The organism is Acinetobacter seohaensis, from assembly GCF_056431365.1.
The window spans coordinates 178,869-200,008 of record NZ_JBWKMK010000029.1 but is presented as its reverse complement, the minus strand read 5'-3'; the positions used below and the strand labels follow the sequence as shown (position 1 = coordinate 200,008).

Genomic DNA, 21,140 nt, shown 5'->3' with positions numbered 1-21,140 from the left:
TGCATGGGTTTTCTTTTAACACGTTTTATTACGCTTGTTGAGCTTTTTCTTCAGAAAGGAAGAACCAAGTGTCTAAAACTGAGTCTGGGTTTAAAGATACAGATTCAATACCTTGTTCCATTAACCAACGTGCAAGGTCAGGGTGATCTGAAGGGCCTTGACCACAGATACCGACATATTTACCTGCTTTACGGCATGCGTGAATTGCCATAGAAAGTAATGCTTTCACTGCAGGGTCACGTTCATCGAACAGGTGAGAAACAATGCCTGAGTCACGGTCTAAACCAAGTGTTAACTGAGTTAAGTCATTTGAGCCGATAGAGAAACCATCGAAGTGCTCAAGGAATTGTTCAGCCAACAATGCGTTGGTTGGTAATTCACACATCATGATCACTTTCAGACCATTTTCACCACGTTTTAAACCATTCAGCGCAAGCAATTCGATCACACGTTTTGCTTCAGCAACGGTACGTACAAATGGAATCATAATTTGTACGTTGGTTAAGCCCATTTCGTCACGTACTTTTTTCAAGGCACGACATTCAAGCTCGAAGCAGTCACGGAAATTGTCAGACACATAACGACTTGCACCACGGAAGCCCAACATTGGGTTTTCTTCTTCTGGCTCATATAACTTACCACCAATTAAGTTTGCGTATTCGTTTGATTTGAAGTCAGACATACGCACAATCACTGGTTTGTCAGCGAATGCAGCAGCAAGGGTAGAAATACCTTCAACCAATTTTTCTACATAGAATTCGATTGGCGATGAATAGCCCGCAGTACGCGCCATAACTGCTGCACGTGTTTCACGTGGTAAGCTGTCAATATTAAGCAATGCTTTAGGATGCACACCAATCATACGGTTGATGATGAATTCTAAACGTGCAAGACCAATCCCTTCGTTTGGAATTTGAGCAAAGTCAAATGCGCGGTCTGGGTTACCAACGTTCATCATGATTTTGAACGGAAGTTTAGGCATAGATTCGATTGAGTTCTTTTGAACTTCAAAATCTAAAGCACCTTCATAAATGAAACCTGTGTCGCCTTCGGCGCAAGAAACTGTAACTTCCTGACCATCAGTCAAAACTTCAGTTGCATTACCACAACCTACAATTGCAGGTACGCCTAATTCACGGGCAATAATTGCAGCGTGACAAGTACGACCACCGCGGTTAGTGACAATTGCAGCAGCACGCTTCATCACTGGTTCCCAGTCTGGATCAGTCATGTCTGAAACAAGAACGTCACCTTCCTGAACTTTGTCCATTTCTTTAATAGACGTTACAACGCGGACTCTACCAGAACCGATACGCTGACCAATTGAACGACCTTCACAAATGACCGTACCTTTTTGTTTCAATAGGTAGCGTTCCATAGTACCGACGTTTTCACGGCTTTTTACAGTTTCAGGACGTGCTTGAACGATGTAGATTTGACCGTCATCACCATCTTTTGCCCATTCAATATCCATAGGCGCTTGATAATGTTCTTCAATAATTAACGCTTGTTTCGCTAATTCTTGTAGTTCGTGATCATTTAAAGAGAACTGTTGGCGATCTTGTTTTTCAACATCGACCACAACTACAGATTTACCAGCCGCGCCTTCTTCACCATAAATCATTTTTTGGTGTTTAGAGCCAAGGTTACGACGTAAAACTGAGTGTTTGCCTGCTTTTAATAAAGGCTTAGAAATATAGAATTCATCTGGGTTAACTGCACCCTGAACCACCATTTCACCCAAACCATAAGAAGCAGTAATGAATACAGCATCACGGAAACCAGATTCTGTATCTAGGGTAAACATTACACCAGCAGCGCCAGTTTCTGAACGTACCATACGTTGTACGCCTGCAGACAAAGCAACGACATCGTGGTCAAAGTTTTGGTGTACACGGTAAGAAATCGCGCGGTCGTTGTACAAAGATGCAAAAACTTCTTTAATGGCAATTAATACGTTGTCAATGCCACGGATGTTTAAGAATGTTTCTTGCTGACCTGCGAAAGATGCGTCTGGTAGATCTTCTGCAGTTGCAGATGAACGAACGGCAACCGCGATGTTTGGGTTGCCGTTAGAGAGTGCTTCAAAAGCAACTCGGATTTCTTGTTCTAGTGATGCAGTAAGCGGAGTGTCGACAATCCATTGACGAATTTTTGCACCAGTTTCAGCAAGCGCATTCACGTCATCTACATTGAGTGTTTTTAGCTCTGCTTGAATTTTAGCGTTTAGGCCACTTTGCTCGAGAAATTCACGATAAGCAGCAGCTGTTGTTGCAAAGCCACCTGGTACCGATACACCAGCATTAGATAAGTGGCTGATCATTTCGCCCAAAGATGAGTTTTTCCCACCCACGAGCTCAACATCGTGTTTCCCTAATTTTTCCAGACCAATTACGCGCGCTTCCAAAGTTGTTACTCCACTTTTGCAGTATTAATCACTATCTTGTCATGAAATTATAATAAATCTACTTAGCAATTTGGTTTTACTAAGCGACAGTCATGTAAGATCGGTTTACTATAAAGATTATATAGCACTAAGACAAATGTTTAAGGAGAATTTTAATGTCAGATGGTAAACAAATTAAGCGGAGTGTTTTTTTTATTTCCGATGGAACTGCAATTACGGCTGAAACCCTTGGACATTCACTCTTAGCGCAATTTCCAAATGTGGACTTTGATATTCATATTCATCCTTATATTACGTCTGAAGAAGCGGCTATGAATGTGGTGGCAGAGATTAATGCCCGAGCACAAACTGATGGTCAATTACCTTTGGTGTTTGATACCTTGGTTGACCAATATGTGCGTGACATTATCAACACTGCCAAAGCAATTAATTTAGATGTATTTGAAGGCTTAATTAGTAAGCTTTCTGAAGAGTTAGGAACACCACCAACCACTTTGGTCGGGCAGACGCATGCCGTAACAGATTCTGAATCTTACAAGGCACGTATTGATGCGGTGCATTTTGCCTTAGATAACGATGATGGCGCACGTACACGCCATTACGACAAGGCCGATCTGATTCTGATTGGGGTGTCGCGTTCGGGTAAAACGCCAACTTCCATCTACCTTTCTTTACAGTTCGGGATTCGTGTGGCGAACTATCCATTGACTGAAGAAGACCTCGATGACAACCGTTTGCCAGCCGTATTAAAGCCGCATAAACATAAGTTATTTGGCTTGATGATTGATGCTGAACGCCTTGTTGCAATTCGTACTGAACGTAAAGCCAATAGCCGTTATGCAAGTTTTAATCAATGCCAAATGGAATTGCGTGCGATTGAAGGTATTTATATTTCAGAAGGGATTAAATATTTAAATGTTTCAGAAATGTCGATTGAAGAAATTTCAACACGTGTTTTACAAATGACAGGTTTAAAACGTCGTATTGGTTAATGAAACTATATGTATTAAAAGAGCCAAAATTTTATTTTGGCTCTTTTTTATTGGATTTAAATAGAATAAAAATCAAGCTACTATTTATTTAAATGATAATGCTTTTAGTGTGACTTAAAATGTAGTGATAATGGTATCAATTGGATGTTCTTGTCCATCAATACTATGCACGCTATGTGCACAGACTTTGACAATTGGCCAAGTAATCAAATGGCAATTTTCGCATTGTAAAGCTGAATAATAATGATCAGATTTAAAATAGCGTTGATGTGTATCTGCAATGTTTGGTGTGAGTTGACGTTTAAGCCACGTGTCTTTGACTTGAGCATCTAAAAAGCGTAAAGCCAAAATATTTTTGACGCGGTTATTAAACAAACGTCGATTTTTAAACACCAAAGGATGGCTAATTAGGCGATGGATGCCACGTTCTGTACTTGGCAGGACAAAATGCGGTGCAATTTGAAAGACTTGAACAGATGTTGCTTGCTGACAAATTCTATCGAGTTGTGCCACGCTGTCCTGATTTGCACCAATAACTGCAACGCGTAAACCTGTGAAGTCATGCTGTTTGATTTCAGTTGCAGGAATGCATTCGCCTTGGAATTCTTGAAAATCTGCCAAGCAGTTTTGAAAAGCGTGTCTATGTACGTCGTGTTTAGGACTGACCATGCTGAATCTCTTGATATATTCATTTTATAAATTAGAACATTTACTCTATTTTGTTGGGACAGTACTGTTTGGTAAAGTCTTTTGTGCAGGCGAGCCAGTCATTCCTAAAGATTGAAAATTAATTCAACTGAGATTACTGAGATTTAAGCGAAAGAGAACAAGAAAACGGATTTAAGTTATTTATTTTAAATGTTTTTAATTGATGAAACCTTGTAGCTCAATAGAACTACAAGGTCGGAGCTAATTAAGTATCTAACTTCATTTGCATGAGCAAATCAAAGTTATGTAAGCGTTTTTGCGTATCATAAATGTCACAAGTGAAAATGAACTCATCTACATCATACTTTGCCAATAAGTTTTCCAGTCCAGCTTTTACTGTTGCCACAGAGCCAATTTGCGCCATGCCATAAAAACTATCGACTGACATTTTTTCAGCAGGTGACCACAAACCATCCATGCTGTTTATAGGAGCTTTGAGTTTCAAACTCTGCCCACGAATTAAGCCCAATACCCGTTGATAGGAACTTGTGGCGAGATATTGTGCTTCTGCATCGCTGTCTGCAACTACAGTTGGTACACCCATAGACACATACGGGCGGTCTAAATATTCTGAGGGTTCAAAGTTGTCACGGTATAACTGAATTGCTTGACCAAGCATGCGTGGGGCAAAGTGTGAGGCAAATGAATAGGGCAATCCTAATTTTGCAGCCAGTTGTGCGCTAAATAAACTTGAACCAAGCAACCATACAGGAACGTGTGTCCCTTGTCCTGGCGTAGCAACAATACGTTGTTGTGGTTCAGCATCTTTAAAGTAATGCAAAATTTCTAAAACATCTTGCGGAAATTGATCTTCAGTTTCCTGTCGCCCACGACGCAGCGCACGCATGGTCACTTGATCTGTGCCTGGTGCGCGACCTAAACCGAGTTCAATACGGTTAGGATATAAAGTCGCTAAAGTTCCAAACTGTTCAGCGACCACTAACGGTGCGTGGTTGGGGAGCATAATACCGCCAGAACCGAGTTTAATTTTTTGCGTATTTGCTAATAAATAGCCTAAAAGTACTGCAGTTGCAGAGCTGGCAATGCCATCCATATTATGATGTTCAGCCAACCATAAACGGTCATAACCAAGTTGTTCTGCATGTTGTGCCAATTCGAGTGCGTGATGCAGTGAAAATTGAACTGTTTGATCATCACGGACGGGAGCAAGTTCAAGAATGGCAAATTTTGTGTCTTGCAGGGAACGCATCATTTATTCCAGCTTGATAAAGAGAGTTTTATCATACGATGCATTGAGTGGATTGTATATCGATAATTTTCGATATAAGGGTGTTCAGTGCGCTAGATTTAGCGGATGTGTGTTTAAGCAGTGATTTAATATAGTGAGATTATTGTCTGTATAAGAAAAAGCACCCGAAGGTGCTTTTGCAATATTAAAGAGATTGTAGAGAGCGTGGCGGAGATGAATTAACAATTAACGACGTTTTCCATTTTTGTAATGACCTAAATGCAAGCCATTGTCTTTACTGTAACGGTTATTGTAACGCACATCATTATAACGATAGCCACGGCTGTCATAGCGTCGGTCGTAACGGTCATCATAGCGTTTGTTGTCATAGCGATCATCTCGACGGTCTTCGCTCACTTTTTTACCCAGTACAGCACCACCTGCAGAACCGAGTCCAGCGCCAACATAGCCACCCGTATTGCCTGCCACGTTGCGACCGACACTATAACCACCCGCACCACCTAACGCTGCACCAATCATGGCACCGTTACGGTCACGTTTACTGGCAGAAGCCGCCGCACCACCTGCGCCACCAATTGCAGAGCCAATCATGGCACCTGTTTGTCCACCCATGTGCTGACCAATGGCTGCACCGACTGCACCACCAAGCGCAGAACTTGCAGCAACACGTGTGTCATTTGCATGTGCAGTTCCCATGATTAAGGCAGAACTCGCGATGACACCACTTAATAAAAAATAATTCAGTTTCATGAGGATGCTCCGTATCAATAACTTATGCGCTTGGGTATTTATATATGTAATTAATGTATAAAAGCTTGTAGAAAGAATCGTGAAGGCCAGATAGAACATGTTGTAAAGTTTGGTAAATACACTGTAATTACCCCACATTAATTCTACATATTTCATCGCTTTTTGGTATTTATGATATTTCTAAACAGGATCAAAAAAGCACCGAGCTAATGTCGATGCTTTTAGGTGAATCATTAAGACTGATTCAGACGTATAAATTAACGTCGGTTACGTTTTTTCTTCCATTTACGTTCTTGGTAGCGGTCGTATTCTTTATCTTTTGAGATTTTATTCCCCAAAGCTGCACCACCGGCAGCACCGAGTGCCGAACCAATATATCCACCATTGGTTCCACCCATATTTTTACCTACGGTATAACCAGCGCCACCACCTAAAGCACCACCAATAGCAGATTCGGTACGATGACGTTTATTGCTCGCAACCGCAGCACCACCTGCACCACCGAGTGCAGCACCAATAGTTGCACCTGTTGTGCCGCCCATATTTTTACCAATAGCTGTACCTGCCACGCTGCCTAAAGCACTTGCAGCAGCTACACGTGTGGTATTGTCTGCGTAAACATTAGCACTAAGCATTGAACCTGCGGCTAAAGCTGCACTAAATAACATTGCATTAAGTTTCATGATTGCACTCCATGTCCATTTTCAGGACTTATTTTATGATCAATTTTGATGGGCTAAATCTATCAAAGAGTCTCTGTCAAAATGTGGAGAGTGCGCACGAGATTGGTGTGCTTTGGTGTGGGCTTTGTATGAGTTTGATTAAAATTGCTAAAAAAATGTCCAAATGCGGATGCTAATTGCGGTACTTGGTGAGTTGTACATTCACCGCAATGCACAGCATCATCACACAGAAATACTGCTAGAACATCTGCAGATAGGTATTTCAAACATCGTACAGACGTAATAATGATGTTATTTGGGTGGTAGAATCGGTAAACTATGCGCAATTTTTTATTTCGCTGTGCTGCGTGTTGCATGTAACAGCCTTTGCATTGAGATTTTTTAAACAATGAAAGAATCGTTACGTTTACGATTAGATCAGCTTTCTGACCGCCATGAAGAATTGACTGCTTTGTTGGCAGATGTTGAAGTGATTTCAGATAACAAGCGTTTTCGTCAATTATCACGTGAACACAGTGATTTAGACGAAATTACGGCAGTGTGGTCACAATACACACAAGCCGAAGCCGATATTGAAACAGCCGAAGCAATGTTGTCTGATCCTGACTTTAAGGAAATGGCGCAAGAAGAAATTAAAGAGAATAAAGCACTGATTCAGCAACTTGAGTCAGATTTAAATATTTTAATGATTCCGAAAGACCCGAACGATGCTAACTCTGCTTATTTAGAGATTCGTGCAGGAACGGGTGGTGATGAAGCTGCAATTTTCTCGGGTGATTTATTCCGCATGTATAGCAAATATGCAGAAAGCCAAGGCTGGCGGATTGAAATTCTTTCTGAAAATGAAGGCGAACACGGTGGCTATAAAGAAGTCATTTGCTTGGTCAATGGCGAAGGCGTGTATGGCCGTTTGAAGTTTGAAAGTGGTGCACACCGTGTACAACGTGTGCCTGCAACAGAATCACAAGGGCGTGTGCATACGTCTGCATGTACCGTGGCAATTCTGCCAGAGGTAGATGTTGATACCACGGTAGATATTAACCCTGCCGATTTGCGTATCGATACCTATCGTGCTTCGGGTGCGGGTGGTCAGCACGTTAACAAAACCGACTCTGCAGTGCGTATAACCCACATTCCGACGGGTACTGTGGTGGAATGTCAGGAAGAGCGTTCACAGCATAAAAACAAAGCGAAAGCGATGGCGTTGTTGGCATCACGTTTGGAAAATGCCAAACGTGCTGCAGCAGATGCAGCAACTTCAGAAATGCGTCGTGATTTGGTGGGTTCGGGTGACCGTTCTGAGCGTATTCGTACCTATAACTATCCGCAAGGACGTATGACAGATCATCGTATTAACCTGACTTTATATAAGTTGGATGCGGTGATGGAAGGTGATTTAACTGAACTACTAGATAGTCTGCATCGTGAATATCAGGCAGATCAGTTGGCGATGCTTGCTCAGCAAAACGGTGGTTAATGAATATTGCACAAGCCTTGGCGCTACGTGGTGAAGTCGATAGCTATGAGCGTCAAGAAAATATTTGGTTGTTAGAGCATTTTTTAGGACTCAGTGCGCTTGAATTAAAATATCGTGCAGATCAGGAATTGAGTGCCGCGCAAGAGCAGATGTATGTGCAGGCTTTGGCATGTATAGCAGCAGGCGAGCCTTTGGCGTATATCACAGGTTCACAGCCATTTTGGACACTGGATTTAAAAGTCACGCACGATACTTTGGTGCCACGTCCTGATACCGAGGTTTTGGTCGAAACTGTGTTGGCTTTGTCATTACAACGTGATGCTGTAATTGTCGATTTAGGCACAGGTACAGGGGCGATTGCTTTGGCTTTAGCATCTGAACGTCCAGATTGGCAGGTAACCGCAACCGATATTTACCTGCCAACGCTTGCAGTTGCTCAAGAAAATGCAAGCAAGCATGCTTTAAATCAGGTGCAATTTGCCTGTGGTGCATGGTTTGAGGCATTGGGTTCAGCAGCCGAGCCACGTTTTGATTTAATTGTATCTAATCCGCCGTATATAGATGCTAATGATGCACACATGTCTGCTTTGGCAGCAGAGCCTGAACGTGCATTGGTGGCAGCAGATCAGGGTTTGGCAGATATTCTGCAGATTATTTCGCAGGGTAAGCACTGGCTGAAAGCAAATGGATGGATTGCACTAGAGCATGGCTATGACCAAGCTTTAGCAGTGCAAGCGATTTTTGCAGAACACGGTTTTTCTGACATTCGTACAGTCAAAGATTATGCAGGCAATGATCGGGTGACTTTAGCACAATGGCTTGCTGGCTGATGTGTTATATCAGTTAAAAATCTTGTGAGATCTATTTATCAGCTTGCAAACATAGACGAATGATTAGCAAAGTTTAAGTGCAAGACCAATTTATGAGCCTCAACTCAACTGATGTCAGCTTAGGTTGCCTTTCACTGCCAAAATTGCAGGTGGCAGTTCTTCGCCAAGTGAACTCAGCATTTCCCGTTCAATTAATCGCACCATGGAGTTGAGCGGTAAATCATTGTCTTGCAGGCCAAAAGGTTCTTCAAGTTGTTCGCTGAGAGCATCTAAACCTAAGAATAAATAGGCAATTAAACCCACCAAAATTGGTGTCCAGATTCCTAAACTTGCTTCTAAACTAAAAGGCAGAATAAAGCAGAAGCAATACACAGTGCGGTGCAACAAGACTGAATAAGAAAAAGGCAAGGGTGTGCTGAGAATTCGATCGCAACCTGCTTGCACATTACCCAATTCAACAATATGTTGATTCAAGCCTTGATAAATAATATCGGAAATTTCACCTGTTTTCAGTGCGCTGACTAACTCTTTTTGAATGCTTTCTAAAATAAACTGTGCGGCATTAATATGCGGAAATAATGCTTCATAATCTGCAGATGTGAGGTTGACTTTGTTTTGATAAAAATCGATAGGTTGGTTTTGATTGCGTAAACGGTTACGCAATAAATTACTAAACAACATGACCCGATACATCAAGACCCGACGCTGTTGATCTGGCAGTACGTATGAGTCACGTGAAATATGCCGTGATGTTGCAATTAACGTCCCCCACAATTTTCGACCTTCCCACCAACGTTCATAACTGGCGTTATTTCTAAAACTGAGGAAAATAGACAAAATAATACCGAAAATGGTAAAGCCAATGGCTGGTACGCTCGGCACTTGAAAAAAGTGGTGAGAAGACAAATACACTAAGACCGTAGAAAGGAAGACCACAATTGCAAGTGCAGGTAAGACCGTGGGTAAAATTGTCCCATACCATGCAAACAGTAGGGTAAAACTGTTGTTTTTATTGCGAATAATCATCTTGATGCATCCTTGAAGCTGTCCTTAGTGTTTCATAGACAAACAACGCTTGGCAAGATGATAGCTAGCTTTTGATTTAAAAAAGCAGCAAGCGGCTTAAAGTCAATTTTTCTTATTTATTATTGCAACAGCCAATAAAAAAGTGATGCCATGAAGACATCACTTTTTAAATACTTTCAGCAACTGAATGCTCAAAGTTTTAGCTTACATCGGGTAATCTTGCAAACAGTCTGGAATTTCAACTTGTGCCAAACTGTCTGTTTCTAAAGCTAAACATAGTGCAACAATTTTAGCGGTATCGCACAGGTGTTCATCTTTGAGTGCTAAACCTGCTTGTAAAGATTGTAAATCTTCTTGGCAAATATCTAGGGCTTGCGCTGCTTCAAGTGCATCTTCACGTTTGAAAAACGCAGACATGACATTGCGTAACTGTTCTTCTGAGGTATTTAGAATACTTTGATTGAGTAATTCATCTAATTGGTCAGAAGCTTGGTTGAGGGAGTGAGAGAAATTTTGAACTAGATTGTGTTCAAGTACATCCATCATCTTAAGCATGGGGAAACCTCCAAAGATGCTCGTACATTTAATATTACAGGGGGAGTATGACAGCCGAATTGCATAAAATTTATGCTTTAAATTGATTGAAAAGTAAACTAAATTTAATACTTTGACAATGCAGTGCCGATGAACGTCCAGTTCACTGCTCAACCTTGAAATCACAGCGATGAGTTTTCTTTTATAATTAAGTTGTTTGTAAAATACACAAAATAGTGGCTGAGTAGTAGGTGATAAGTCACGCAATTATGAGCTTTCAATTATGAGCTTTCGGTATATTGTCGATATGCACCAGGATTGACCCCAGTCCATTTTTTAAAGGCACGATGAAAAGCACTAGGATCATGGAAATTTAATTGATCGCTAATCTCTTGAAGTGATTGTTGGGTTTTGCTCAACAATTCGATTGCCGTATCTCGACGGATTTCATTTTTTAATTGCTGATAGCTAGTGCCTTCCTGCTTTAAACGCCGTTGGAACGTCGCTTCAGACATATTGAAATGCTGGGTTAATTCGTTCAGCTCTAACCATTCACTCGGCGGCAATCGCATTAATTGTTTACGAATTTTATGACTCAGCGCATGTGGGTTTTTATAACGCACTAAAAGATTAAAAGGCGTTTGTTTTAAAAAGCGTTTCCAGCTTTTTTTATCCTGCTTGATTTTTAAATCAAGATGTTTTGCCTCAAAATAAATCTTATGCGTTGTACACGCATATTCAATTTGGTCACAGAAACGGACACGATAATCAGCATCATCCTGCGGAGCAGCACATTTGAGTTGCATGTTTAAGATAGCAATACGTTGTCCTGTCAGCCAGCACATCAAGCCATGAATCAGCATTAAATATGTGGCATAACTAAACATCGGTTTCACTTGATATTTATCGTGAATGGTTAAGATTGCATATTCACCATCTACGTTTAATTCACCTGAAAAATCATCCAGTATTAAATTAAAGAAATTTAAAATGTCCTGTAATGCGGCCTTTAAATGCTCTGCTTGGTACACCCATTTAGACAAGAGTTGATAACTGCCACGACGCATAGCATGGCTGTCCATGCCAAAAAACTCATCATTCATGGTATCTGCCAGTGCAATCCACAATTGACCATATTGCAGAACCGACACCCGCGCTTTGTTGGAATGTAACAGCTCTGCAGGAATACCCGCCGTCTGCAAAATCGCATGCGTATCCATACCGCGTTGCTGTGCAGTATGCAAAGCTTCATGGACTAAAGCAATTGAAATTGTACCTTTGCTGTAAGTGAGCTGAGTTGCATTCATGGGATGGCGTGGTATTCCATTTACAAGTTGAGTGTTCAAATACATCATAGTCGATGCAGGGTTTGGTAATTGTACTCTAGCTTGAGTGTGATTAATCTGTTTCTTAAGTTGTATCAACCTGAAAATTTATAAGGAAAATAAAATGAAAATTCAAGGAAAAGTCTGTGTGGTCACGGGTGGTGCATCGGGTTTAGGCGCTGCGACTGCACAACATTTAGTTGCGCAAGGTGCAAAAGTTATTTTGGTTGATATGAATCAAGAACTTGGGCAGCAGCTTCAACAGCAATTGGGCGAAAATGCAGACTTCGTAGCTGTAGACGTGACCGATGAAAACCAAGTACAGCAGCTTTTTAACCATATTGAGCAAAAATACGGACAGTTAAATGGCTTGGTGAATTGTGCAGGCATTGCACCGTCTGCCAAAGTCTTGGGACGTGATGGTTTGCATGATTTGGCAATGTTCCAAAAAGTGCTGAATATTAATGTCACGGGCAGTTTTAATATGATCCGTTTTGCGGCACAACTGATGGCGAAATATGACTTAGCCGCCGATGAAGAAGAGCGTGGTGTGATTGTGAATACTGCTTCGGTTGCAGCATTTGATGGGCAGATTGGACAAAGTGCGTATTCTGCATCGAAAGGTGCAATTGTGGGGATGACGCTGCCTTTGGCACGTGAATTGGCACGTGAAGCCATTCGGGTGATGACGATTGCCCCCGGTATTATGGAAACCCCGATGCTGAAAGCATTTCCACAGCATGTGCAAGATGCTTTAGGGCAAATGGTGCCATTTCCACCACGTTTGGCAAAGCCTGAAGAATTTGCGCAATTGGTGGGTCATATTTTTGAAAATGGTTATTTAAACGGTGAAGTGATTCGTTTGGATGGCGCAATTCGTATGCAACCGAAATAAGTTATGACGATGCTATATCCATAAAATAGCCTAAGCAAAAATTCAAGTATTGAAAAACTGGATACTAAAAAACCGTTGCAATACAGAACAAGGATGTTGCGCGCATTCCTGACAAAAACAACATCTACCATATAAACAGAGGGTCACCATGATTTTAAGCCATGAACAAAAAATGATTCAGGATATGCTGCGCAGTTATGCACAGGAAAAGCTTAAACCAACTGCAGCGGCACGTGATAAAACTGCTGAATTCCCTGCAAAGGAGTTAAAAGAACTGGGTGAGCTAGGTGCTTTGGGCATGACCGTTGCAGAAGAATGGGGCGGTGCAGGTTTAGATTATGTATCTCTCGTTTTAGCCTTAGAAGAAATTGCTGCGGGTGATGGTGCAATTTCAACGATTGTGAGTGTGCAAAACTCATTGCCATGCGGAATTACACAACGCTACGGCACAGAGGCGCAAAAACAAAAATATTTAACTAAACTGGCAACAGGCGAATGGTTAGGCTGCTTTTGTTTAACTGAACCACAAGTCGGCTCTGATGCCAGCGCGATTGAATGTAAAGCTGAAAAAGATGGCGAGGATTGGGTTTTAAATGGCACCAAGCAGTTTATCACCACAGGCAAATATGCAGATGTTGCTTTAGTTTTTGCTGTAACGGACAAAACTGCGGGTAAAAAAGGCATTTCCTGCTTTTTAGTCCCGACGAACACACCAGGTTATATCGTGGCACGTTTAGAAGACAAAATGGGACAGCACTGTTCCGATACCGCCACCATCGTGTTGGAAAACTGCCGTATTCCTGCAGAAAACCTATTGGGGCAAGAAGGTGAAGGCTACAAAATTGCACTCTCTAATTTAGAGTCGGGGCGTATTGGTATTGCCGCGCAATCGGTGGGTATGGCGCGAGCAGCTTTAGATGCAGCCGTGGACTATGCCAATGAGCGTAAAGCTTTTGGAGTTGAAATTGTGCAACATCAGGCAGTCGCGTTTCGCTTGGCAGATATGGCAACACAGATTGAAGCTGCACGACAGCTTATTCTACATGCCGCAAGCCTCAAAGATGCAGGCTTACCGTGTTTAAAAGAAGCATCTATGGCCAAGCTTTTTGCTTCAACCATGGCAGAGCGTGTGTGTTCAGATGCGATTCAAATACATGGGGGCTATGGCTATGTATCTGATTTCCCAGTTGAACGTATTTACCGCGATGTGCGCGTTAGCCAAATTTATGAAGGTGCATCCGATATTCAGCGTTTGGTGATTGCACGTGAAGTGACTAAGCGTTAAAGCTGAGTATCTAAAACTTTAGTCGGTGTCCAAAGCTTGCAAGGTTATTGCAGGATGTGGAAATTGAGAAAATGTTCAAATCATGTTTAGCTAACTTGATTGAAAAATACGCGAAGATCATGTCGTGATTGCGTTGCATGATCGACTTCAACACAGCAAACCTAATTTAAATTTTAAAGAGCGATTCAATCCTAACTTGTAAAAACGGTTAAAACAATAACGCATATTGCTGCAAATGAATTGCAGTGTCATCAGTTTAAGACGGAGCTTAAAAGAATGAAAACTTTGCAAGAGGCATATCAACAGTTTGATATTGAGCAACTGATTCAAACCCAATTGGCAGGAACGCCAACGGCACTTAATGCCTATGAAGAATGTTGCGGACGCTATACGGGTACTCAACAAACTGCCTTAATTTGGGAAGGCAAACACGGTCAAACTGCATCGTGGACATTTGATCAACTGGCAGAAGCATCTGGAAAATTGGCAAATTATTTTACTCAACTGGGCTTAAAAGCAGGTGATTGTATTGCAGGATTATTGCCGCGTACGCCTGAATTGTTAATTACGGTTTTTGCCACATGGCGCATTGGGGCAGTGTATCAGCCTTTATTTACAGCCTTTGAATCTAAAGCGATTGAGCACCGTATTCAAACTGCAAAGACGCAGCTCATTGTGACCAATACTGAGCAGCGTCCAAAACTAAATGCCTTGTCTAATGTGAAAATTTTAACTGTGGACGCAGCAAATCAAGCTCAAAACCATGATACAGATTTTTGGCAAGTTCTAAGCACTCAAGACACTTACTTTGAAACCGTGTATCGCAGTTTTGAAGATGATTTTCTGATGATGTTTACATCAGGCACTACGGGTTTAGCTAAATCTGTACCTGTGCCTTTAAAAGCCATTGTGGCATTTAAAGGTTATATGCAGCATGCAGTCGATTTAAGAGCAGAAGATTCATTTTGGAATTTAGCCGACCCTGGTTGGGCTTATGGCTTGTATTACGGTATTACAGGGCCACTGAGTTTGGGGCATAGCATTATTATGGATGAACGTCCATTTAGTGTTGATCATGCACTGGAAATTATCCGTAAATATCAGGTGAGTAATTTAACAGGTTCACCAACCGCATTTAGAATGTTCTTTGGTTTTAAAGAAAAGTTTGATGGTGATATTCAACGACATCTGCGTGTGGTTAGCAGTGCAGGCGAGCCGCTCACACCAGAAGTGATTCATTGGTTTAAGCATGATTTACAAGTCAATATTTATGATCAATATGGACAAACCGAATTGGGGATGGTGATTGCCAATCATCATGCACTGGAACATCAGAAAAAAGTAGGTTCTGCGGGTTATGCTATTCCCGGACATCGTTTCGCGGTTTTAAATGCACAGCATCAGGAAGTCGCTCACGGCGAAATTGGCACACTTGCACTGGATGAATCACAATCGCCTTTAATGTGGTTCAAAGGTTACGATGGGGATGACCGTAAATCATTTGTGGGACAGTATTATTTAACGGGTGATACGGTACGTTTAAATGAATTTGGTGGGATTGATTTTATTGGTCGTGCAGACGATGTCATTACAACTTCGGGTTATCGTGTCGGGCCTTTTGATGTAGAAAGTACTTTGCTTGAATGTGAGGAAGTGCTTGAATCCGCAGTAATTGGTAAGCCAGACCCAGAGCGTACAGAAGTGGTAAAAGCCTTTGTGGTGTTAAAAAATCAATATCAACCAAGCACTGCATTGCAGGAAAAGCTGCAACAGTATGTGCGTTCACGCTTATCGAAACATGCCTATCCTAATGAAATTGAATTTGTCAGCAGTTTGCCTAAAACATCCAGTGGAAAAATTCAGCGTAATTTATTGAAGCAACAAGAAATTGCAAAACAAAATGCTTTTAAAAAAGTGAGCTAAATTCAGCCAATAGGCCCTGTTAATTATTGCGCCATAAGAAAAACGCCATTCATACAGATTGGCGTTTTTTTAAATCTGTATTCTTTATTTAAACCACCCGATTATGCAAGCACGAACTCAATCGATAGAAAATGTGTGCATCATATTGGTGATGTGATATTTTCAACTTTATGCTGACACAATGAACAAGGCTGCATGTACTTCGATTACGATAAAAGCATGTAGGCAGCGCAATACATATTGGGGGAGAACATCATGGTAACAGCTCATTTAAATTTCACGCAGCCGTCAAAGCGGATATTTACGAAGTCGATATGGATGGGCGCAGCTTTACTGTTGTGTGCCTCTGGCAGTTATGCACAAAACTGGAACCCAGCGCCAACTGCTGAAAGTACAGCCTATTCCAGCTATCCAGCAGCAAAAACGCCACAAAAAAATTATGCAGTCTTTGCCGAATACGCCAATTTTGAAGCAGATTTTGACAGTGGCGATACAGTAGAACTAGATGGTTTTGCTTTGGGTGTTTCCACCACGCCACATCGCTCAGGTTTTTATGGCAGATTGGAATTCTTAAAAAACAATGAATACGATTTGGATTATTATGAATTCAATATGGGCGGGAATTTAAACCTGATCAGCTATCATGGTTTTTATTTCAATACATACGCAGGTCTAGGTTATAGCGGCGCAAGTTCAAAGCTGCTTGCCAATGATGTCAATTTTGTCACTTTACCTGTGGGCGTAGAAGTCGGTTTGAACTTTGTTCCTGATTTCTCGATTTACGCCACTGCCGGTTATAAATGGTTATATGACAGCACCTCGAATACCACCTGTAAAGATGGGACAACCTCAGACAAAGTCGGGAATACGGCATGTTACTGGAATGGTGGAATTGCCTATTATAATGAATATATAGGCGATGCCGATGGCGTTACTTATAACGTAGGCATGCGGATGCACTTTTAAGCAAGTCGTTGCACATCTCCATCTGTTCAAATACGCAACAATTCAACCGCCGTCATGGCGGTTTGCTTTGAATACCCGTTATACTTGGCGTTTTGGTTTTGCAGAATAGGGCATTTTCTTGGAAAGCATATTCGATACTCAGTTGGAATTGAGCGATGCAGAAATGCATCTATATAGCCGACAAATTTTATTGGATGGCTGGGATATTGAAGCCCAAGAAAAATTAAAACTGGCCAACGTACTTGTTGTGGGGTGTGGCGGGATTGGCTGTTTAAGCGCAGAATTACTTGCACGTGCAGGCGTGGGAAAAATCACTCTGATTGATGCTGATGTGATTGAAACCAGTAATTTGCAACGACAAATCGCCTATACCCCCGCAGATTTAGGCTTTTATAAGGCCGAAATTCTCGCAAAAAGATTAATGCAAATTAATCCTTATATCGAGATTGTTTGTTTAACCACGCTGTTAGATGCGCAAAATGCAGGCACTTTAGTTGCCCAACAAGACCTAGTTTTAGATGGTTGTGATAATTTCAGTACCCGATATTTGGTCAATCAATATTGCCGACAATTGAATGTACCTTTACTCAGTGCCTCTGCCATTGGTTTTCAAGGGCAAATGTTCATGGTCGAAGGTGATTCTGCTTGCTATGAATGTCTGTTCCCGAAAGAACAACATGCCAATGAAAGTTTGCGCTGTGCCGACAGTGGCGTATTGGCAACCACTCCCAACGTCATGGCCAGTTTACAAGCGCATCATGCCTTATTGTACTTGGGTTTAGGCAACACCGCGCTGAAACAAAAGCTATTACTTTGGGATGGTTTAAGCATGAAACAACGCTTATTGTCGTTTGATCAAGACCACAACTGTCCAGTTTGTCAGGCAAGATAGCCTTTTTACTTGGCAATTTTTTGTTAAACTCTCACTACTTTAATATGACTCAGACATGATGAAAAATAATATCTGGTTAGATGGTTTACGTTCAGTTGCTCGCATGGGTGAAACTGCCGTAGTGGCAGCCAAAGCAGGCATTAAATATGCCACTGAAAAGCCAAGTAATGCCAAACTCATGCGCGAAACATTTGAATCTTTAGGTTCAACCTACATTAAACTTGGGCAGTTTATTGCCAGTACACCGTCATTGTTCCCACGTGAATATGTCGAAGAATTTCAAGGTTGTTTAGACCAAACTCCAACTTTACCGTTTAGCTATGTACAGCAAGTATTGGCATCTGAATTTGCAGGGCGCAATTTAGATGAAATATTTGCCTCAATAGATGAAAAGCCTTTAGCTTCAGCATCTATCGCACAAGTACATGCTGCAAAATTGGTGAGTGGCGAAGATGTAGTGATTAAAGTGCAAAAACCGGGTGTAGAAACCATTCTCTATACCGATTTAAACGTCTTGCACTGGGCGACTAAACTGCTCGAAAAAGCTGTACCTAAAGTCAAATTTGCGTCATTGGCCGATATTGTCGAAGAAATCAAAACCCGTATGGTGCGTGAAGTCGACTTTATTGAAGAAGCACGTAACCTAGATGATTTTATTAATTATCTGAATTTAACCCAAAATACAAAAGCCACTGCACCTAAGGTCTATCATCAATATTCCACCCGTCGCGTATTGACCATGCAGCGTTTGTATGGCGTACCTTTGACCGATTTTGACGTGGTGAAACAAGTATCTAACGATCCATCGCAAGTGTTGATTACTGCCATGAATACATGGTTTGGTAGCTTGATGATGTGTAACAGTTTCCATGCCGATTTACACGCAGGCAACCTGATGTTGCTTGAAGATGGGCGTGTCGGCTTTATTGATTTTGGTATTGTTGGACAGCTGAATCCTGAAGTGTGGACTGCATGTATGGCTTTTATGGATGCTCTACAAAATACCAACTACACGCTTATGGCTGAAAATATGCTCAAAATGGGCATGACCGACAAGCAAATTGATACTCAGGTTTTGGCAGCAGATTTAGAGCGTTTATTTAGTGGCGTATTGCTGGCCGATCCTCAAGAGTTGCTGACTTCTAACCCTGCAGATTTAAATGACATTATGCTCGATATGGTTGCTGTGGGTGAGCGTCATGGGATTCGTTTCCCGCGTGACTTTGCTTTACTGTTCAAGCAAATGCTGTACTTTGACCGTTTCATGCGCGTTTTAGCACCTTATACCGATATTTATGCCGATCAACGATTGCAGATGGTACAAAGCATTGATCCGAATTTGTTGTTAAAGCATTAATTATCCATATTGGGCGAATCAAGCCTTCTGGTTGCATGTTTTAAAGCCACCGATCTTTTGTTTTATGAGTTCAGTGTGGCTTTAAAATACGGCAAATATCCCTTTCAATAGACAGAGATAGAAGGATTTAAAATGAAATATAGAGTGTGGTCATGGATGCAATTATCATTGAAGGCTTAAAGGTAGAAACAGTCGTTGGCTGTTTTGCATGGGAGCGTCAGATTCAACAACCGCTTATGTTGGATTTGATTATTGCCACCAATTTAAGCCAAGCTGCAGCTTCAGATGAGTTGCAAGACACGCTCAATTATGCAGAAATTTGCAGCATTTCAGCGCAAGTGATTCAGCAGGCTGCGCCCAAATTGATTGAGCATGCCGCACAATTGGTATTGGATGCACTTTTTACGACTTTTGCCGCCATTGAATCCATTACCATCACCATTCGCAAACCTGCCATTATTCCAGAAGCCAATTCTGTAGGAATTCGTCTTGAACGCCACCGAAACGATTTTTGCCCTCGCTCTGGCGAGTAACTGCGAAGCACCGCGTCAGTTTAAAAATGCCTATCAGCAAATTGCTGCATTGGGTGAAGTGCATTTTTCGCACATTTATCTGATTCCATGCCGTGATGGAATTGGTGCACACTATTGGAATTCTGCTTGTTTGCTAAAAAGCCGTTTAAGCTTTGAGCATCTAAACGTCATCCTTAAGGAATTGGAAGTTGCAGCAGGGCGTGTGCGTCCATCGCATGACATTCCGCTGGATATTGATATTATTGCGTGGGGTGAAAATTTAGCTCAAATGCAATTCAATCCGAAAAAAATGCCACTTGCTTTAGATGTTAAAATTCCAATGTGGGATATTTGGCAAGATGAGGCTTTTGTGCATTCTGCGCATGACTATCCCATTGTGAGTTGTGAAGAGTAAATCAGCCAGTAAAATTGGCAGATCAGTGATGCATTTTTAAATTTTGGCTGTGATACGTGATCTGATTTCGGCTTACATCATTGTGTCATATCTTGCTGATATGTTTGTATGAAAAACCATCAAAAATAATATTTTTCTGTATTTATACGGCTTTGCACTTAAAAACTATCCACAAAATCTGCGGATAAATCTTGGGATAACTCAAAATCGGCTCTTTCTCTGTTATTTTTTGATCGTTTTAATCGAGATGTTTTCTATTCCAATGACATAAAAAAACGCCCACAATTGTGAGCGTTTAAGTGTTATCAATTCATTAAATATAATAACTGGTCTTGGTCATGAGCTTGGAAATCGCAGTCATGGTCAAACGTACAGGTACAGGCAAATCTACACCACCTGCTTTGAGCGCCGTATCGCGATGATGCAATTCATCTTCATTCATTTGGACTAGAATTTTACGTGAACGATCATCTTGTTCAGGCAATTGGCTAATATGATGTTCTAAATGCAAGCTGACTTGACGTTCAGTTTCTGCCACAAAACCCAAACTGTATTTATCGCCCGCAATACCTGCAATTGCACCCATCCCAAAAGACAAGCCATACCATACAGGATTAAGCAAACTGGTGTGACTGTCTAACTCTTTTAAGCGGTCTTCGCACCACGCCAAATGGTCTTGTTCTTCAATTGCAGCCTGTTCCATTTCACGACGTACATTGGGCAATTTCGCAGTTAAAGCCTGACCGTGATATAAGGCTTGTGCACAGACTTCACCACTATGGTTTACTCGCATTAAGCCTGCAACATGACGTGCTTCACTCACAGCCAATTTGGTTTCAACCGTATTGCCCGGGTTTTCACGTTGAGCCGAAGTTGTGCCAGGTACTAAACTACGTAAGGCTTGGTCAAATGAATGAATAAACTTGTCGATGCCTGTGTAATGACGCATGAAA

20 protein-coding genes are annotated in these 21,140 nt (G+C 41.5%); 11 read left to right on the top strand and 9 right to left on the bottom strand.

Annotated features, from left to right (window positions below; genetic code table 11):
- Positions 1–28 precede the first annotated feature (28 nt).
- On the bottom strand, positions 29–2,407 hold the full coding sequence (gene ppsA, locus AC07E5_RS05405) for a phosphoenolpyruvate synthase (RefSeq protein WP_004973175.1): 2,379 nt from the start codon (positions 2,405–2,407) through the stop codon (positions 29–31).
- Between the two features lie 155 nt (positions 2,408–2,562).
- On the opposite strand from ppsA, the gene ppsR reads away from it, so the two are divergent.
- On the top strand, positions 2,563–3,399 hold the full coding sequence (gene ppsR / locus AC07E5_RS05400) for a posphoenolpyruvate synthetase regulatory kinase/phosphorylase PpsR (protein WP_096900902.1): 837 nt from the start codon (positions 2,563–2,565) through the stop codon (positions 3,397–3,399).
- 114 nt (positions 3,400–3,513) lie between these two features.
- On the opposite strand, the gene AC07E5_RS05395 is transcribed toward ppsR, so the two are convergent.
- The 4 genes from AC07E5_RS05395 to AC07E5_RS05380 form a co-directional block, all read right to left on the bottom strand.
- The gene (locus tag AC07E5_RS05395; RefSeq protein WP_498624872.1) at positions 3,514–4,068 is read right to left on the bottom strand and encodes a flavoprotein; all 555 of its coding nucleotides are present in this window, start codon (positions 4,066–4,068) and stop codon (positions 3,514–3,516) included.
- A 244-nt stretch (positions 4,069–4,312) separates the two neighbouring features.
- Positions 4,313–5,317: an LLM class flavin-dependent oxidoreductase gene (locus tag AC07E5_RS05390; RefSeq protein WP_498624870.1), complete on the bottom strand. Its 1,005-nt coding sequence runs from the start codon at positions 5,315–5,317 to the stop codon at positions 4,313–4,315.
- 225 nt (positions 5,318–5,542) lie between these two features.
- Positions 5,543–6,067 carry a hypothetical protein gene (locus tag AC07E5_RS05385; RefSeq protein WP_498624868.1) on the bottom strand — a complete coding sequence of 175 codons (525 nt, stop codon included), beginning with the start codon at positions 6,065–6,067 and terminating at the stop codon, positions 5,543–5,545.
- 257 nt (positions 6,068–6,324) lie between these two features.
- Positions 6,325–6,750 carry a glycine zipper domain-containing protein gene (locus AC07E5_RS05380; RefSeq protein WP_168417463.1) on the bottom strand — a complete coding sequence of 142 codons (426 nt, stop codon included), beginning with the start codon at positions 6,748–6,750 and terminating at the stop codon, positions 6,325–6,327.
- 388 nt (positions 6,751–7,138) lie between these two features.
- On the opposite strand from AC07E5_RS05380, the gene prfA reads away from it, so the two are divergent.
- Both prfA and prmC read left to right on the top strand, forming a co-directional pair.
- Positions 7,139–8,227 carry a peptide chain release factor 1 gene (gene prfA / locus AC07E5_RS05375; RefSeq protein WP_498624866.1) on the top strand — a complete coding sequence of 363 codons (1,089 nt, stop codon included), beginning with the start codon at positions 7,139–7,141 and terminating at the stop codon, positions 8,225–8,227.
- Positions 8,227–9,057 carry a peptide chain release factor N(5)-glutamine methyltransferase gene (gene prmC / locus AC07E5_RS05370; protein WP_498624864.1) on the top strand — a complete coding sequence of 277 codons (831 nt, stop codon included), beginning with the start codon at positions 8,227–8,229 and terminating at the stop codon, positions 9,055–9,057. Before prfA ends, prmC begins: the two co-directional genes overlap by 1 nt.
- A gap of 114 nt (positions 9,058–9,171) precedes the next feature.
- On the opposite strand, the gene AC07E5_RS05365 is transcribed toward prmC, so the two are convergent.
- From AC07E5_RS05365 to AC07E5_RS05355, 3 genes are all read right to left on the bottom strand, one after another.
- Positions 9,172–10,083: a bestrophin family protein gene (locus tag AC07E5_RS05365; protein WP_004973196.1), complete on the bottom strand. Its 912-nt coding sequence runs from the start codon at positions 10,081–10,083 to the stop codon at positions 9,172–9,174.
- 204 nt (positions 10,084–10,287) lie between these two features.
- On the bottom strand, positions 10,288–10,638 hold the full coding sequence (locus AC07E5_RS05360; RefSeq protein ID WP_104852119.1) for a hypothetical protein: 351 nt from the start codon (positions 10,636–10,638) through the stop codon (positions 10,288–10,290).
- A gap of 260 nt (positions 10,639–10,898) precedes the next feature.
- Positions 10,899–11,924 (bottom strand): AraC family transcriptional regulator, encoded by a 1,026-nt coding sequence (locus AC07E5_RS05355; RefSeq protein ID WP_498624861.1) that lies wholly within the window; start codon positions 11,922–11,924, stop codon positions 10,899–10,901.
- Between the two features lie 142 nt (positions 11,925–12,066).
- On the opposite strand from AC07E5_RS05355, the gene AC07E5_RS05350 reads away from it, so the two are divergent.
- The 8 genes from AC07E5_RS05350 (at position 12,067) to AC07E5_RS05315 (ending at position 20,187) form a co-directional block, all read left to right on the top strand.
- Positions 12,067–12,837: a 3-hydroxyacyl-CoA dehydrogenase gene (locus tag AC07E5_RS05350; RefSeq protein ID WP_004973201.1), complete on the top strand. Its 771-nt coding sequence runs from the start codon at positions 12,067–12,069 to the stop codon at positions 12,835–12,837.
- A gap of 148 nt (positions 12,838–12,985) precedes the next feature.
- The gene (locus tag AC07E5_RS05345) at positions 12,986–14,122 is read left to right on the top strand and encodes an acyl-CoA dehydrogenase family protein (RefSeq protein ID WP_004973203.1); all 1,137 of its coding nucleotides are present in this window, start codon (positions 12,986–12,988) and stop codon (positions 14,120–14,122) included.
- 276 nt (positions 14,123–14,398) lie between these two features.
- Positions 14,399–16,045 carry an AMP-binding protein gene (locus tag AC07E5_RS05340; protein ID WP_346791603.1) on the top strand — a complete coding sequence of 549 codons (1,647 nt, stop codon included), beginning with the start codon at positions 14,399–14,401 and terminating at the stop codon, positions 16,043–16,045.
- A 255-nt stretch (positions 16,046–16,300) separates the two neighbouring features.
- Positions 16,301–17,011 carry a hypothetical protein gene (locus AC07E5_RS05335; protein WP_004973205.1) on the top strand — a complete coding sequence of 237 codons (711 nt, stop codon included), beginning with the start codon at positions 16,301–16,303 and terminating at the stop codon, positions 17,009–17,011.
- Positions 17,012–17,174: 163 nt separating this feature from the next.
- Positions 17,175–17,903: a HesA/MoeB/ThiF family protein gene (locus tag AC07E5_RS05330; RefSeq protein WP_096900943.1), complete on the top strand. Its 729-nt coding sequence runs from the start codon at positions 17,175–17,177 to the stop codon at positions 17,901–17,903.
- A gap of 58 nt (positions 17,904–17,961) precedes the next feature.
- Positions 17,962–19,260, top strand: a complete 1,299-nt coding sequence (locus tag AC07E5_RS05325) for an ABC1 kinase family protein (protein ID WP_026438367.1) — start codon at positions 17,962–17,964, stop codon at positions 19,258–19,260.
- Positions 19,261–19,412: 152 nt separating this feature from the next.
- Positions 19,413–19,793, top strand: coding sequence for a dihydroneopterin aldolase (gene folB, locus AC07E5_RS05320; protein WP_004973210.1), 381 nt, complete (start codon positions 19,413–19,415; stop codon positions 19,791–19,793).
- On the top strand, positions 19,750–20,187 hold the full coding sequence (locus tag AC07E5_RS05315) for a 2-amino-4-hydroxy-6-hydroxymethyldihydropteridine diphosphokinase (RefSeq protein WP_498624857.1): 438 nt from the start codon (positions 19,750–19,752) through the stop codon (positions 20,185–20,187). The genes folB and AC07E5_RS05315 overlap by 44 nt, the downstream gene beginning before the upstream one ends.
- A gap of 313 nt (positions 20,188–20,500) precedes the next feature.
- Here AC07E5_RS05315 and coq7 read toward each other — a convergent pair whose 3' ends face one another.
- A complete protein-coding gene (coq7, locus tag AC07E5_RS05310; RefSeq protein WP_004973212.1) occupies positions 20,501–21,136 on the bottom strand; it encodes a 2-polyprenyl-3-methyl-6-methoxy-1,4-benzoquinone monooxygenase in 636 nt (211 codons plus the stop codon).
- Between the last annotated feature and the right edge of the window lie 4 nt (positions 21,137–21,140).